We start from the raw sequence: 14,086 nt of genomic DNA, 5'->3' as shown, positions 1-14,086 counted from the left end.
GGAAGGCACGCTAGGTGTGCGGTGGACGCCGAGCCCAGGCTGCTTGGCCGAGCGCAGATTCGCTCTCAGCTTCTTCGCCGCGGGAACTTCTTCGGCTGCTCCAACTCCGCCTTCACCTCGGCGGCGTAGCGGTCCACATACTCCTGGCCGGACAGCTCGAGGATCGCGTACATGATCTCGTCGGTGATGGCGCGGATGGCCGCCTTCTCGTTCTCCATGCCCGCGTACCGCGAGAAGTCCATCGGCTCGCCGAAGCGGACGGTGACCCGCTTGATCTTCGGCATGACCTGTCCGGGCGGCTGGATCTCGAACGTCCCCACCATCGCGCAGGGCACCACCGGCGCCTGCGCCCTGAGCGCCATCACCGCGACACCGACCTTGCCCTTGTAGAGCCGGCCGTCGTGCGATCGGGTGCCCTCGGGGTAGATCCCCAGCAGCTCGCCCTTGCTCAGCACTCCGAGACCCTCGCGGATGGCCGCCTGGCCGGCCTCCTTGCCGGAGCGGTCCACCGGGATCTGCCCGGCGCTGCGGAAGAACGCGGCGGTCAGCCGCCCCTTCAGGCCGGGGCCGGTGAAGTACTCGGCCTTGGCGAGGAAGGTGATACGCCGCTTGATGATGGCCGGCATCAGGAAGTGGTCCGAGAACGACAGATGGTTGCCCGCGACGATCGCCGCGCCCTCCGCGGGGATGTGCTCGAGACCCTCGATCCTGGGGCGGAACAGCAACCGCAACAGCGGCCCCAGAATGACGTATTTGAGCACGTAGTAGAACACGGGGGTCGCTCCCAACTGTACCGGTTCGGCTCCGGGGCCGCGTTCTGCCAGGTCATGGGGTATTTCGACGGGGGTCAGTGTATGTGCATGTCTCGTCCGCTGTAACCACCTCTGATCGGACTCATGATGGCTCGTTGCCGACCTCCGTGACGATCTGTCAGGTCTCGTGTCCGGTGGCTGACGGCGGTAAACAGCCCATCGGGGCGGTTGGCGTGATCCACTTCGGGTGGTGTCCGGCGGTACGTACGGGGGCGCCGGCGTCATAGCGGGGCGTAGCCGGAGAGTTTCAGTGCCGGTACCTGGCCTCCGGGCGGGCCGCCCCGCAGCCCGGTCCCGGCCCCGTGACGCCGTGCCAGATCTGTCGTGCGGGCTATTCGCCGCGCCCGTACGCGCTACCCGGCGGCGCGGCCCCTTGCCCGCGCCGCCGCCGAAAGGTGCTCTGGCCCTGTCCCCGACCCGCCGTGCGTCGGGCCCGAGCCCCTGGAGTACCGATGCGCCGCAGCGCCACCTTTGCCGCAGCCGCCCTGATCGCCCTCGCGGCCGCTGCCCCTGCAGCGGCTTCACCCGCGCACACCGCCGGTGAGGTGCCCACGCGTGCCGGGGGCCTGTTCCTGACCGTGTCGGGTTCAGAGGACACGTGGATTCGCGGGGTCCTGCTGCGGTGCCCGACGCAGACCGAAGGCCCGCATCCGCATGCCCGCGCCGCCTGCAGGGCGCTCTCCGCGGTCAACGGCGACCTGGACGTGCTGCCCGGCGACCCGCGGCCGTGCAACAGAAAGTACGACCCGGTCACGGTCAGTGCCACCGGCTCCTGGCGCGGCTTCCCCATCGCCTGGCACAAGACCTATCCGAACGCGTGTGCGCTCGACGTGGCGACCGGAGTCGTCTTCCGCTTCTGAGGCCTCCTGGTCAGCTGGTGCGCGACGTGACCACCCCGATCGTCACCAGACCGAGCACCACCCAGCCGAACCAGAGCCAGCCATTGCTTCCGAGTGCCGCCGTGTAGGCCGTCACGACCACCAGAGTCCCGACGGTGAGCACTCCCATCGCCTTCGCGGATCCGGACATGCGCGCCCTCCTCCGACGGCCGCGGCCGTCGGAATCATCGTCACCCGGGAGAGGGGTCGCGCGCTACTGCCCGCGCGCCTGGAGCGAAGCGAGATACGCGTTGTACGCCTCGAGCTCCTTGTCCCCGTTCCGGTCCGCGGCGCGGTCCGACCGCTTGGCCTGCCGCTGCTCGGAGCGGTACCACTGGAAGACCAGAGCGATCAGTACCAGTACCGAGGGGATCTCGCTGAACGCCCAGGCGATGCCGCCCGCCGCGTTCTGGTCACTGAGCGCGTCGATACCGAGCGAGACAGGTGGATTCTTGTACGCCTTGATCATCGGCTCGGTCGCCATCATCAGCGCGATGCCGAAGAAGGCGTGGAACGGCATGCCCGCGAAGAGCTCCAGCATCCGCATCACATAGCCGGGCCGGTGCGGCCCCGGGTCCACGCCCATGATCGGCCAGAAGAAGACCAGGCCCACGGCGAGGAAGTGCACCATCATCGCCGCATGCCCCGTCCTGGACTCCATCAGGAAGTCGAAGAGGGGGGTGAAATAGAGCGCGTACAGGCTCGCGATGAAGAGCGGGATGGTGAAGGCGGGGTGCGTGACAATCCGCAGGTAACGGCTGTGCAGCAGGGCCAGCAGCAGCTCGCGCGGACCCTTGCGCCCGCGGCCCGCGACCGGCAGCGCGCGCAGGGCCAGCGTCACCGGCGCGCCCAGCAGCAGCACGATCGGCGAGAGCATGCTGATCACCATGTGCTGCACCATGTGCACGCTGAACATGACCATGCCGTAGTCATTGAGCTTGGTGCACATCACCAGCGCCACGCTCAGCACGCCGACGGTGAAGAAGACGGTGCGGCTGACCGGCCAGCTGTCGCCGCGCCTGCGCAGTCGCAGCACACCCCAGCCGTACAGAGCGAGCCCCAGCAGACAGCCGGCCAGGAAGAACGGATCCGGTGAGTACTCGAGCCCTCGCCCCAGCGTGAACGGCGGCAGATCCATCGTCATGCCGTGCCCGCTGTGATCCATCTGCGCACTCCTGCCGGAACGATCCTTGATGCCGACCGGACCTGTTTCGTACCGGTTGTCCGCACCAGAGTAGAACTGCCCCCGGACGCAGCTGCGACCGGGGGCAGTTCATTCATATATGTACCAAATCAGAGCACGCACTCCGCCTCGGCGTACCGCTCGGCCGGGACGGTCTTCAGCGTCTCCACGGCCTGCGCCAGCGGCACCATGGCGATGTCCGTGCCGCGCAGCGCGGTCATCATGCCGAACTCACCGCGGTGCGCCGCCTCCACGGCATGCCAGCCGAAGCGGGTCGCGAGCACGCGGTCGTACGCGGTCGGGGTGCCGCCGCGCTGCACATGCCCGAGGATCACCGCGCGGGCCTCCTTGCCGAGCCGCTGCTCCAGCTCGACGGAGAGCTGCTGGGCCACGCCCGCGAAGCGCTCGTGACCGTAGACGTCCTTGCCGCCCTCGTTGAACTCCATCGAGCCCTCGCGCGGCTTGGCGCCCTCCGCGACCACGACGATCGCGAACTTCTTGCCCGCCGAGAACCGGTCGCCGACCCGCTCGGTCAGCTCGCCGATGTCGAAAGGCCGCTCCGGGACGACGATGGCGTGAGCGCCCGCCGCCATGCCGGAGTGCAGCGCGATCCAGCCGGTGTGCCGGCCCATGACCTCGACGATCAGCACCCGCTGATGCGACTCGGCGGTGGTCTTCAGCCGGTCCAGCGCCTCGGTCGCCACACCGACGGCGGTGTCGAACCCGAACGTGACATCGGTCGAGGCGATGTCGTTGTCGATGGTCTTCGGCACGCCGACGATCGGGAGCCCGCTCTCGGAGAGGAGGTTCGCCGCCTTGAGGGTGCCTTCGCCGCCGATCGGAATGATCGCGTCGAGGCCGAGCTCGGCAACATGCCCCTTGGCCCGCTCCACGCCGTCGCGCAGATGCGCGGGCTGGACCCGGGACGAGCCGAGAATGGTGCCGCCGCGGGCCAGGATGCCGCCCACCGCGTCAAGGTCGAGCTTGCGGTAATCGCACTCCAGAAGGCCCTTCCAGCCGTCGTGGAAGCCGATGACCTCGTCGCCGTGATCGACGACGGCGCGGTGCACGACGGAACGGATGACGGCGTTCAGACCGGGGCAGTCGCCACCGGAGGTGAGCACACCAATGCGCATAGCCCGAAATACCTTTGCAACGTGGGCCGATTCCCGGACCACGTCGTCCGGCAGGATCCCCGCCACCCTACCGGCGCAAGGTGGCGGGGCCGAACCGGGCGTCCGACTGATGGACGGCAGCCGGCTGTCGGGCGGGTGTCAGGCAGGCTGCGTCGCGGACGCGATGCGCTCGGCGCGCAGCGCCTCGTACCACCGCTCGTCGATCGGCGGCAGCGCGTTCACATCGAGGGCAAGCTTCAGCAGCATGTCCGCGATCTGCGGATTGCGGGCCATCACCGGGCCGTGCATATAGGTGCCGAAGACGGTGTCGTTGTACGCGCCCTCGGTTCCGTCGCCCGTGCCGTTGCCCCGGCCGAGGATCGTGCGGGCGAACGGGCGAGCCGTCGGGCCGAGGTGGGTGATGCCCTGGTGGTTCTCGAAGCCGGTCAGCTGCGGCAGGCCCAGCCGCGGGTCGATGTCCGCCAGTACGTCGCCGACGCACCGCTCGCCCTCGCCGCGCGTGGAGACCACGTCGATCAGGCCGAGTCCCGCCTCGCGCTCACCGAGGTCGTTGATGAACTCATGGCCGAGGATCTGGTAGCCGGCGCAGACGGAGAAGATGATCGCGCCGTTGGAGGCGGCCCGGCTGAGTCCGCCGTCGCGGCGCAGCCGCTCGGCGGCGAGCCGCTGCGGCCGGTCCTCGCCGCCGCCGATGAGATAGATGTCTCCGGACGTCGGGATCGGCTGGTCGCTGCGCACGTCGATACGCATCACGTCCAGGCGGCGCTGGCGGGCCCGGCGCTCCACCACGAGGGCGTTGCCCTGGTCGCCGTAGGTGCTGAGCAGGTCCGGGTAGACCCAGACCAGACGCAGGCTGTTGTCGCTCATGCTCATAAGTCCTTTTCGGGGTCCGCGGGTCAGTTGCCGACGCGGCGGCGCAGGTCCTGGAAGGCCGTGTAGTTGGCGATCGCCTCGATCCGTCCGGGCGGGGCCAGCTGTACCGCCTCGTCTGCGGACTCGCACACCCGGAAGTCCAGGCCCGCCACCTCGAGACGCACGGCGAGGTCCAGCTTGCGGTCGCCGATGACGAAGATCGGATGGCCGGCGAGCCGGGTGTAGTCGACGTCCCAGAGCCACGAGGTGTCCGTGCCGTCGGCGCCGCGGGCGTTCACGGCGAGGATGACCGGGGTCGGCGGCGGGTCGATCAGCGAGAACGTCTCCAGCCAACCGGCCGGGTTCTTCGCGAGCAGCAGTCGCAGATCGCGGCCCAGGAAGTTGACGACGTCGTACCGGCCGGCGACGGCCTGCACGGAGTACATGCGCTCCAGCGCGACCTGCGGCGGCACGCCGAAGCAGGCGGCGACCGCGGCGGAGGTGGCGGCGTTCGCCTTGTTGGCGCGGCCGGGCAGCTGGAGGTGGATCGGCCAGGCCGAGCCGTGCGGGTCCAGGACATGGTCGCCGCTGAGTACCCAGCTCGGCGCGGGACGGCGGAAGCCGCACTCGCCGCAGAACCAGTCGTCGCCGGGGCGCTGCATCACACCGCCGCAGGACGGGCAGGACCAGGCGTCGTCCTTCCACTCCTGGCCGGCGGCCACCCACACCACGTTGGTGGAGGAGGACGCGGCCCATACGATCAGCGGGTCGTCGGCGTTGGCGATGACCATGGCCTTCGTACCGGACAGGCCCTCGCGCCACTTCTCGGCGAGCATCCGGGTCTCGGCCGCGCGGTCCAGCTGGTCGCGCGAGAGGTTGAGCAGCGCGATCGCCTTGGGCGTCACATCGCGGGCGACGCCGGCGAGGTACTTCTCGTCGACCTCGATCACACCGAATTTGGCGTCCGAACCGCCGGCCAGCGCCGAGGTGATGCCCGCGGGCATATTGGCGCCTAGCGCGTTGGAGACGACCGGGCCGCTGGCCCGCAGCGCCTCGGCGATCAGCCGGGTCGTGGTGGTCTTGCCGTTGGTCGCCGACACGAGGACGACGTCCAGGTGCTGCGCCAGCCGCCCCAGCAGATCGGGGTCGAGCTTGAGCGCGACCCGGCCGCCGATCACCGATCCGCTGCCGCGTCCGGCGGCGCGCGACACCGCTGCTGCGGCCTTGCCTGCCGTCACGGCCAGCTTGGCGCGCGGCGTCAGGGGCTCCGAGTTGCCTGACATCGTCCTTGATCCTCCTTGCATCGGTCGGGCTCAGCCTATCGAGGTCCGGTCTGCCGCCCGCACCTCGGCACCGTCGGAAAAAGTGGAGGTCCAGGCGGAACGTACGCTTACGGACATGCGAAACCGGCCGATCCCCGGCAGTTCCGGACTCGTGAAGGCCATGAGCCTGCTCGGAGATCCGCTGCTGCACGCCCCCTGCGAGACCGTCACCGACTTCTCTCCCGCGCTGTCGAGGCTCATCGAGGACATGTTCGCGACGATGTACGCGGCCCAGGGAGTGGGCCTCGCGGCGAACCAGGTGGGGATACCGTTGCGGGTGTTCGTCTACGACTGCCCCGACGACGAGGACGTCCGCCACCTCGGACATATCGTCAACCCGCGTCTGGTGGAGGCGGACGGTGTCACGGTGCGCGGCGCGGAGGGCTGTCTGTCGCTGCCGGGCCTCGAGGCCGGTACGGAGCGTTTCGACCGCGCGGTGGTGGAGGGCGTGACGGCGGACGGGAAACCGATACGGGTCGACGGCACCGGGTTCTTCGCTCGGTGCCTGCAGCACGAGTGCGACCACCTGGAGGGGATGGTCTACACGGACCGCCTCAAGGGCTGGCGCCGGGCCAAGGCGCTGCGCGCGGCGCGGCGGGCGAGCTGGGGAACCACGACCTGACCAGCCGTCAACGGCCAACGACCGGTGCTCAACGGCCGGCCGTCGACGACCGGCCGTCAGAAGACCGGCGCTCCATGACCGGCCGTCGACGCCCCGCCGCCCGTCAGAAGACCGGACCGCCCGCGCGGTCGCCGGCCGCGGCCAGCCGGCCCCAGAGCAGATCGGCGAGGCTGTGCACCAACTCGGCGCGGGAGCACGGGCGTTCACCCAGCCACCAGTCCCCGGCCGCGTGCATCATGCCGACGATGCCATGGCCCCACACCCGGGCCAGCTGTTCGCTGTTGGGCCCCAGGTCGACCCGGTCGTAGATCACCTTAGCCAGCTCCTCGCCGAGCCGGCGCAGCAGTGGCGCCGAGTGGCGGCCGACGTCGAAGCCCGCCTCCGACGGCTGGGTGTCCTCGGCCGGATGCATCAGGAAGCGGTAGACCTGCGGCCGTGCTTCGATCGCGGCGAGGTAGGTGTCGAGTGTTGCCTCGACCCGCTCACGGCGGTCGGCGGGAGCGTCCACCGCTGCCCGCAACGCGTCCAGCAGGGCGTCGGTGTGGCGCTTGGCGAGCGCACGGTAGAGGCCGCCCTTGTCGCCGAAGTGCCGGTACAGGATGGGCTTGGTGATGCCCGCCTCGGCGGCGATGGCGTTCATGGAGGCCTGCGGACCGTCCCGGAGCACCACCCGGTCGGCGGCTTCGAGCAGTTCCCGGCGCCGCTGGTCGGCCGACCGCTGTTGGCCGGCTGCGTGCTGTGTGGTCTCCATGGTTTGTTTCTCCCCGCCCGAGCGATTGCGTGACGCCTGCGCAACGTAACACCATGCCCGCCCGTACAGGGGATCGGGCAGTGGCCGGTTGACATGGGCTACTTGCCGGTAACAGACTGTTGTTACCGCAAGTAACATGCAGGAAGTCACCGCAGTGCTGGAGGGGAACATGGCTGAGTTCACGCTCGAACTCAACGACGACCAGAAGCAGGTCCGTGATTGGCTGAACGGTTTCGCCAAGGACGTGATGCGCCCGGCCGCCGCCGAGTGGGACGAGCGTGAGGAGACCCCCTGGCCTGTCATCCAGGAAGCGGCCAAGGTGGGAATCTACTCCCTCGACTTCTACGCCCAGCAATTCTTCGACCCGACCGGTCTTGGCATCCCGATGGCGATGGAGGAGCTCTTCTGGGGTGACGCCGGCATCGGCCTTTCCATTGTCGGTACGGGACTTGCGGCAGTCGGTGTCCTCGCCAACGGAACCGAGGAACAGATCGGCACCTGGATTCCGCAGATGTACGGCGACGTGGACGATGTGAAGGTCGCGGCCTTCTGCTCCTCCGAGCCGGACGCAGGCTCCGACGTCGGCGCGATGCGTACGCGCGCGGTGTACGACGAGGCCAAGGACGAGTGGGTACTCAACGGCACCAAGACCTGGGCGACCAACGGTGGTATCGCCAACGTCCACGTCGTGGTCGCGGTCGTCGACCCGGAGATCGGCTCCAAGGGCCACGCCTCGTTCATCGTGCCGCCGAACACCCCCGGTCTCTCTCAGGGCCAGAAGTTCAAGAAGCACGGGATCCGCGCCTCCCACACCGCAGAGGTGGTGCTGGAGAACGTACGCGTCCCCGGACACTGCCTGCTCGGCGGCAAGGAGAAGCTGGACGAGCGCCTGGCCCGGGCGCGTGAGCGCGCCAAGTCCGGCGGCGAGCGTGTGAAGAACGCGGCCATGGCCACCTTCGAGGCGTCCCGCCCCGCGGTCGGCGCGATGGCGGTGGGCACTGCCCGCGCCGCGTACGAAGTCGCACTCGACTACGCCATGACCCGCAGCCAGTTCGGCCGCCCGATCATCGACAACCAGGGCATCGCCTTCCAGCTGGCCGACATGCGCACCCAGATCGACGCGGCGCGGCTGCTGGTGTGGCGCGCCTCCTGGATGGCGGTGGCGGGCAAGCCCTTCCTCTCCGCCGAGGGCTCCATGTCCAAGCTGTACGCCAGTGAGACCGCCAAGAAGGTCACGGCGCAGGCCATCCAGATCCTGGGCGGCAACGGCTTCACCCGGGAGTACCCCGTGGAGCGTATGCACCGCGACGCCGCGATCTACACGATTTTCGAGGGCACGAGCGAGATCCAGCGCCTGGTGATCGCCAGAACCCTCTCGGGCATGCCGATCCGCTAGCGCGGCCGGTTCGGCCTCGATCGCCGGGGGGCTTGACCAAGCCCCCCGGCGATCGAGGCCGCCCGACGTCAGGCGGAGAGCAGCGCCTCGATCGCGGCGACGACCTCGGGGGCCTCGGGCTCGGTGCGCGGGCGGATCCGGGACACGACCGCGCCGTCCTTGCCGATCAGGAACTTCTCGAAGTTCCACTGCACGTCGCCGGACTCGCCCTCGCCGTCCGCGACCTTCGTCAGCTCCGTGTACAGCGGGTGCCGGTCCGCGCCGTTCACATCGGTCTTCTCCAACATGGGGAAGGTCACACCGTAAGTCGCCGAGCAGAAGGACTCGATCTCCTCCGCGCTGCCCGGCTCCTGGCCCGCGAACTGGTTGCACGGCACACCGAGGACCGTGAAGCCCTGCTCGCCGTACTGCTTCTGCAGCCGCTCCAGGCCGGCGTACTGCGGGGTCAGACCGCACTTGGAGGCGACGTTCACCAGCAGGACCGCCTGGCCACGGTAGTCGGCCAGGGAGGTGGGCTCGCCGGTCAGCGTGCGCAGCGGGATGTCGTACAGGGTCATCGGATTCTCCTCGGTGGCAGGCATTCGATGTTCATTGTGGACCCCGAGGACGCGCTGCCACGAAGCCGGTCGCCTCGGGGAGCGGTCGACGGTGACTCCGGTGCGGAGCACGACCAGGGACGCCGCGGCTGCTCGCCGACGCCGCCTCAGCGGCCATGGACCGCTGTCAGCGGCTGAGCGGCCTGAAGAGCCCCTCCTGCACCACCGACACCAGCAGCCTGCCCTCGCGGTCGTAGATACGGCCACGAGCCAGTCCCCGGCCGCCGGTCGAGATCGGCGACTCCTGGTCGTACAGGAACCACTCGTCCGCGCGGAACGGCCGGTGGAACCACATCGCGTGGTCCAGTGAGGCCATGTCGAAGCCGCGCGGGCCCCACAGCGGCTCCACCGGGATACGGACCGCGTCCAAAAGCGTCATGTCGCTCGCATACGTCAGTGCGCAGGTGTGCACCAGCGGGTCGTCGCCCAGCGGGCCCACCGCGCGCATCCACACCGCGCTGCGCGGGTCCGCCTCCTTGATTTCCTCCGGAGTCCAGCGCAGCCGTTCGGCATAGCGGATGTCGAAGGGCTGGCGGCGGGCCATCCGCTCCAGCGCCTCGGGGAGTTCGCCCAGATGCTCGCGGATCTCCGTGGTGACCGAGGGGAGGGTCTCGGGGTCCGGGAACTCCAGCCGCGGCGGCAGCTGATGCTCGATGCTGCCCTCCTCCGGCCGGTGGAAGGAAGCGGTCAGATTGAAGATGGTCTTGCCCTGCTGGACGGCGGTGACCCGGCGAGTGGTGAACGAGCGGCCGTCCCTTACCCGTTCGACCTGGTAGACGATCGGCACGCCGGGGATTCCCGGCCGCAGGAAGTACGCGTGCAGCGAGTGGACCGGCCGCTCGCCGTCGGTGGTGCGGCCGGCCGCGACCAGCGCTTGGCCCGCCACCTGCCCGCCGAAGACCCGCTGCAGGGACTCGTTCGGGCTGAGGCCGCGGAAGATGTTGACCTCGATCTGCTCCAGGTCGAGCAGATCGACCAGGCGCTCGGCCGGATTCGTCATCGGGTGGTCTCCTGTGTTCCCAGTGTCAGAGCTGGCCGACGGATGTGACCCGCAAGACGGCCCGGCCTTCTTCGTCGGAGGCCGCCAGATCGACCTCCGCGCTGATACCCCAGTCATGGTCGCCGTTCGGGTCGGCGAAGATCTGCCGGACGCGCCACAGGCCGTGCTCCGGATCCTCCTCGATCAGCAGCAGCTTGGGGCCGCGCGCGTCGGGTCCGGTGCCCAGGTCCTCGTACTCGTCCCAGTACTTGTCCATCGCCTCGCCCCAGGCGTCCTCGTCCCAGCCGGAGTCGGCGTCCAGCTCGCCGAGCTCGCGGACATGGTCCAGCGCGGCCAGTTCCACCCGGCGGAACATGGCGTTGCGTACGAGCACACGGAAGGCGCGGGCGTTCGCGGTGACCGGCTTGACCTGGTCGGCCTTCTCCTGGGCCTGCTCGGCCGTCTCGATCTCCGGGTTGGCGAGCTGCTCCCACTCGTCGAGCAGACTGGAGTCGACCTGCCGCACCATCTCGCCGAGCCAGGCGATCAGGTCCTGAAGGTCCTCGGTCTTGAGGTCGTCGGGGATCGTGTGGTCAAGAGCCTTGTACGCGCTCGCGAGATAGCGCAGCACGATGCCCTCGGTGCGCGCGAGCTCGTACCAGGAGGTGAACTCCGTGAAGGTGAGGGCCCGTTCGTACATGTCACGGATGACGGACTTCGGCGAGACCGGGTGGTCACCGACCCACGGGTGCGACTTCTTGTAGACGTTGTACGCGTGCCAGAGCAGCTCTTCCAGCGGCTTGGGGTACGAGATGTCCTGGAGCCGCTCCATGCGCTCCTCGTACTCGACGCCGTCCGCCTTCATCTGGCCGACCGCCTCACCGCGCGCCTTGTTCTGCATGGCGGCGAGGATCTGGCGAGGGTCGTCGAGCGTCGACTCGACGACAGAGACCATGTCCAGGGCGTAGGACGGGGACTCCGGGTCGAGCAGGTCGAAGGCGGCGAGTGCGAACGTCGACAGCGGCTGGTTCAGCGCGAAGTCCTGCTGGAGGTCGACGGTGAGCCGGATGGTGCGGCCCTCGGCATCGGGCTTGTCCAGCTGTTCCACCACCCCGCCGTCGAGCAGCGAGCGGTAGATGGCGATGGCCCGGCGGATATGGCGCAGCTGCGCCTTGCGCGGCTCGTGGTTGTCCTCGAGGAGGCGGCGCATCGCCTCGAAGGCGTTCCCGGGGCGGGCGATCACCGAGAGCAGCATGATGTTGGTGACCCGGAAGCGCGAGGTCAGCGGCTCCGGCTCGGAGCCGATCAGCTTCTCGAATGTGGTGTCCGACCAGGCGACAAAGCCCTCGGGAGCCTTCTTCCTGACCACCTTGCGGCGCTTCTTCGGGTCGTCGCCGGCCTTCGCGAGCGCCTTCTCGTTCTCGATGACGTGCTCGGGGGCCTGGGCGACCACAAATCCGGCGGTGTCGAATCCGGCCCGCCCGGCGCGACCGGCGATCTGATGGAACTCGCGGGCGCGGAGAGTACGTACGCGATTGCCGTCGTACTTGGTGAGAGCGGTGAACAGCACCGTGCGGATGGGGACGTTGACACCGACCCCGAGCGTGTCGGTACCGCAGATCACCTTCAACAGGCCCGCCTGCGCCAGCTTTTCGACAAGACGGCGGTACTTGGGCAGCATGCCGGCGTGGTGCACCCCGATGCCATGACGCACGTAACGGGACAGGTTCTGCCCGAACTTGGTGGTGAAGCGGAAGCTGCCGATCAGTTCGGCGATCTTGTCCTTCTCCTCGCGCGTGCACATGTTGATGCTCATCAGCGACTGCGCGCGCTCGACCGCTTGGGCCTGCGTGAAGTGCACGATGTAGACCGGCGCCTGCCTGGTTTCGAGCAGCTCGGTCAGGGTCTCCGTGATGGGCGTCGTGACGTACTCGTACGAGAGCGGGACGGGCCGGGTCGCGGACCGCACGACCGAGGTCTCGCGGCCGGTGCGGCGGGTCAGGTCCTTCTCGAACATGGCGACGTCGCCGAGCGTCGCCGACATCAGGATGAACTGCGCCTGCGGCAGTTCGAGAAGCGGGATCTGCCAGGCCCAGCCGCGGTCCGGCTCGGCGTAGAAGTGGAACTCGTCCATCACGACCTGGCCGATATCGGCGTACTTGCCGTCGCGCAGTGCGATGGAGGCCAGCACCTCGGCGGTGCAGCAGATGACAGGGGCGTCGGCATTGACGGACGCGTCGCCCGTCAGCATCCCGACGTTCTCGGTGCCGAAGAGCTTGCAGAGGTCGAAGAACTTCTCGGAGACCAGCGCCTTGATCGGCGCCGTGTAGAACGTGACCTTGTCCTGAGCCAGCGCCGTGAAGTGCGCACCCGCCGCGACCAGGCTCTTTCCCGAGCCGGTGGGCGTGGAAAGGATCACATTGGCCCCGGAGACCACCTCGATCAGCGCCTCCTCCTGAGCCGGATAGAGCGTGATGCCCTGGCCTTCGGCCCACGAGGAGAAGGCTTCGAAGAGGGCATCGGGGTCGGCATCCGGCGGCAGCTGATCAATAAGGGTCACGCCCCCATCTTGCCTGCCTTCCGCCCGGATCAGGGAACCGGGCGACGGCGACAAGATCACGGGCGATACGCTGCCCTGTCAACTGGGCTTCACCACAAGAGCAATGGGGCGGGAACGCACATGATGGGACCGGCGCACTCTCTCTCCGGGGCGGCTGCCTGGCTGGGGGTGGGCGCGGCGACCGCCGCCGCCGACCACCCGATGCCGTGGCCTGTCCTCGTCGTCGGAGCGCTGATCTGCGCGGGCGCGGCACTCGCCCCCGACCTCGACCACAAGGCGGCGACGATCTCGCGGGCCTTCGGGCCCGTCTCGCGCGGACTGTGCGAGGTCGTCGACAAGCTGTCGTACGCCGTCTACAAGGCGACGAAGAAGCCCGGCGACAAGCGCAGGACCGGCGGCCACCGCACACTCACCCACACCTGGCTGTGGGCGGTACTGATCGGCGCCGGCACCTCGGCGCTGGCGATCACCGGGGGCCGGTGGGCGGTCCTCGCGATCCTCTTCATCCACCTGGTGCTCGCGGTGGAGGGCCTGCTGTGGCGGGCCGCACGGGTCTCCAGCGATGTATTGGTGTGGCTGCTGGGCGCGACGAGCGCGTGGATCCTGGCCGGAGTGCTGGACAAGCCGGGCAACGGCTCGGACTGGCTGTTCACGGCCCCGGGCCAGGAGTACCTGTGGCTGGGTCTGCCGATCGTGCTGGGCGCCCTGGTGCATGACATCGGCGATGCGCTGACTGTTTCTGGCTGTCCGGTCCTGTGGCCGATACCGGTGGGCCGCAAGCGCTGGTACCCGATCGGCCCGCCGAAGGCGATGCGGTTCAGGGCGGGCAGCTGGGTGGAGCTGAAGGTGCTGATGCCGGTGTTCATGCTGCTCGGGGGAGTGGGCGGCGCGGCTGCGCTGGGCTACATCTAGGGCTCCGCGGCGCTCAGCGGGCCCCGGTTGCGGCTACCGACAGCCGTCCGCGGCGCTCAGCGGGCCCCGGTTGCGGCTACCGACCCG

14 protein-coding genes are annotated in these 14,086 nt (G+C 69.0%); 4 read left to right on the top strand and 10 right to left on the bottom strand.

Annotated elements, in window-relative coordinates; all coding sequences use genetic code 11:
- Positions 1–65 precede the first annotated feature (65 nt).
- Complete coding sequence (locus tag OG735_RS05685) at positions 66–773, bottom strand: lysophospholipid acyltransferase family protein (protein WP_327322034.1); 708 nt, start codon at positions 771–773, stop codon at positions 66–68.
- A gap of 491 nt (positions 774–1,264) precedes the next feature.
- Between OG735_RS05685 and OG735_RS05680 the strand changes: the two genes are divergently transcribed.
- On the top strand, positions 1,265–1,672 hold the full coding sequence (locus OG735_RS05680) for an SSI family serine proteinase inhibitor (protein ID WP_327322033.1): 408 nt from the start codon (positions 1,265–1,267) through the stop codon (positions 1,670–1,672).
- Positions 1,673–1,682: 10 nt separating this feature from the next.
- On the opposite strand, the gene OG735_RS05675 is transcribed toward OG735_RS05680, so the two are convergent.
- The 5 genes from OG735_RS05675 to OG735_RS05655 all read right to left on the bottom strand — a co-directional run bounded on the left by OG735_RS05675 (position 1,683) and on the right by OG735_RS05655 (position 6,144).
- A complete protein-coding gene (locus OG735_RS05675; protein WP_327322032.1) occupies positions 1,683–1,841 on the bottom strand; it encodes a hypothetical protein in 159 nt (52 codons plus the stop codon).
- Between the two features lie 63 nt (positions 1,842–1,904).
- A complete protein-coding gene (locus OG735_RS05670; protein ID WP_327322031.1) occupies positions 1,905–2,855 on the bottom strand; it encodes a cytochrome c oxidase assembly protein in 951 nt (316 codons plus the stop codon).
- A gap of 128 nt (positions 2,856–2,983) precedes the next feature.
- Positions 2,984–4,009, bottom strand: a complete 1,026-nt coding sequence (locus OG735_RS05665; protein WP_327322030.1) for a 6-phosphofructokinase — start codon at positions 4,007–4,009, stop codon at positions 2,984–2,986.
- A 138-nt stretch (positions 4,010–4,147) separates the two neighbouring features.
- Positions 4,148–4,876 (bottom strand): type 1 glutamine amidotransferase, encoded by a 729-nt coding sequence (locus OG735_RS05660; protein ID WP_327322029.1) that lies wholly within the window; start codon positions 4,874–4,876, stop codon positions 4,148–4,150.
- A 29-nt stretch (positions 4,877–4,905) separates the two neighbouring features.
- A complete protein-coding gene (locus tag OG735_RS05655; protein WP_327322028.1) occupies positions 4,906–6,144 on the bottom strand; it encodes a MurT ligase domain-containing protein in 1,239 nt (412 codons plus the stop codon).
- A 115-nt stretch (positions 6,145–6,259) separates the two neighbouring features.
- Here OG735_RS05655 and def point away from each other — a divergent pair, with 115 nt between their 5' ends.
- Positions 6,260–6,805, top strand: a complete 546-nt coding sequence (gene def, locus OG735_RS05650; protein ID WP_327322027.1) for a peptide deformylase — start codon at positions 6,260–6,262, stop codon at positions 6,803–6,805.
- A 103-nt stretch (positions 6,806–6,908) separates the two neighbouring features.
- Here the strand turns inward: def and OG735_RS05645 are convergent, their stop codons facing one another.
- Positions 6,909–7,556 carry a TetR family transcriptional regulator gene (locus OG735_RS05645; protein ID WP_327322026.1) on the bottom strand — a complete coding sequence of 216 codons (648 nt, stop codon included), beginning with the start codon at positions 7,554–7,556 and terminating at the stop codon, positions 6,909–6,911.
- Positions 7,557–7,725: 169 nt separating this feature from the next.
- Between OG735_RS05645 and OG735_RS05640 the strand changes: the two genes are divergently transcribed.
- Positions 7,726–8,952 (top strand): acyl-CoA dehydrogenase family protein, encoded by a 1,227-nt coding sequence (locus OG735_RS05640; RefSeq protein ID WP_327322025.1) that lies wholly within the window; start codon positions 7,726–7,728, stop codon positions 8,950–8,952.
- A 68-nt stretch (positions 8,953–9,020) separates the two neighbouring features.
- Here OG735_RS05640 and OG735_RS05635 read toward each other — a convergent pair whose 3' ends face one another.
- The 3 genes from OG735_RS05635 to OG735_RS05625 form a co-directional block, all read right to left on the bottom strand.
- Positions 9,021–9,509: a glutathione peroxidase gene (locus OG735_RS05635; protein WP_327328215.1), complete on the bottom strand. Its 489-nt coding sequence runs from the start codon at positions 9,507–9,509 to the stop codon at positions 9,021–9,023.
- A gap of 166 nt (positions 9,510–9,675) precedes the next feature.
- Positions 9,676–10,548, bottom strand: coding sequence for an acyl-CoA thioesterase (locus OG735_RS05630; protein WP_327322024.1), 873 nt, complete (start codon positions 10,546–10,548; stop codon positions 9,676–9,678).
- Positions 10,549–10,573: 25 nt separating this feature from the next.
- On the bottom strand, positions 10,574–13,147 hold the full coding sequence (locus OG735_RS05625; RefSeq protein ID WP_327322023.1) for a DEAD/DEAH box helicase: 2,574 nt from the start codon (positions 13,145–13,147) through the stop codon (positions 10,574–10,576).
- A gap of 60 nt (positions 13,148–13,207) precedes the next feature.
- On the opposite strand from OG735_RS05625, the gene OG735_RS05620 reads away from it, so the two are divergent.
- Positions 13,208–13,999: a metal-dependent hydrolase gene (locus OG735_RS05620; protein WP_327322022.1), complete on the top strand. Its 792-nt coding sequence runs from the start codon at positions 13,208–13,210 to the stop codon at positions 13,997–13,999.
- The last annotated feature ends 87 nt before the right edge of the window (positions 14,000–14,086 follow it).

The organism is Streptomyces sp. NBC_01210 (assembly GCF_036010325.1).
In the GTDB taxonomy this organism is placed as follows: domain Bacteria; phylum Actinomycetota; class Actinomycetes; order Streptomycetales; family Streptomycetaceae; genus Streptomyces.
The sequence above is the reverse complement of the archived record's forward strand: the minus strand, read 5'-3'. Positions and strand labels throughout refer to the sequence as shown.

Excerpts from the sequence above, each read along its gene's own strand:
- OG735_RS05680 (WP_327322033.1), top strand. The coding sequence starts at position 1,265 with ATGCGCCGCAGCGCCACCTTTGCCGCAGCCGCCCTGATCGCCCTCGCG.
- OG735_RS05665 (WP_327322030.1), bottom strand. The coding sequence starts at position 4,009 with ATGCGCATTGGTGTGCTCACCTCCGGTGGCGACTGCCCCGGTCTGAAC.
- OG735_RS05620 (WP_327322022.1), top strand. The coding sequence starts at position 13,208 with ATGATGGGACCGGCGCACTCTCTCTCCGGGGCGGCTGCCTGGCTGGGG.
- OG735_RS05655 (WP_327322028.1), bottom strand. The coding sequence starts at position 6,144 with ATGTCAGGCAACTCGGAGCCCCTGACGCCGCGCGCCAAGCTGGCCGTG.
- OG735_RS05630 (WP_327322024.1), bottom strand. The coding sequence starts at position 10,548 with ATGACGAATCCGGCCGAGCGCCTGGTCGATCTGCTCGACCTGGAGCAG.
- OG735_RS05660 (WP_327322029.1), bottom strand. The coding sequence starts at position 4,876 with ATGAGCGACAACAGCCTGCGTCTGGTCTGGGTCTACCCGGACCTGCTC.
- OG735_RS05670 (WP_327322031.1), bottom strand. The coding sequence starts at position 2,855 with ATGGATCACAGCGGGCACGGCATGACGATGGATCTGCCGCCGTTCACG.
- def (WP_327322027.1), top strand. The coding sequence starts at position 6,260 with ATGCGAAACCGGCCGATCCCCGGCAGTTCCGGACTCGTGAAGGCCATG.
- OG735_RS05635 (WP_327328215.1), bottom strand. The coding sequence starts at position 9,509 with ATGACCCTGTACGACATCCCGCTGCGCACGCTGACCGGCGAGCCCACC.
- OG735_RS05675 (WP_327322032.1), bottom strand. The coding sequence starts at position 1,841 with ATGTCCGGATCCGCGAAGGCGATGGGAGTGCTCACCGTCGGGACTCTG.
- OG735_RS05640 (WP_327322025.1), top strand. The coding sequence starts at position 7,726 with ATGGCTGAGTTCACGCTCGAACTCAACGACGACCAGAAGCAGGTCCGT.
- OG735_RS05645 (WP_327322026.1), bottom strand. The coding sequence starts at position 7,556 with ATGGAGACCACACAGCACGCAGCCGGCCAACAGCGGTCGGCCGACCAG.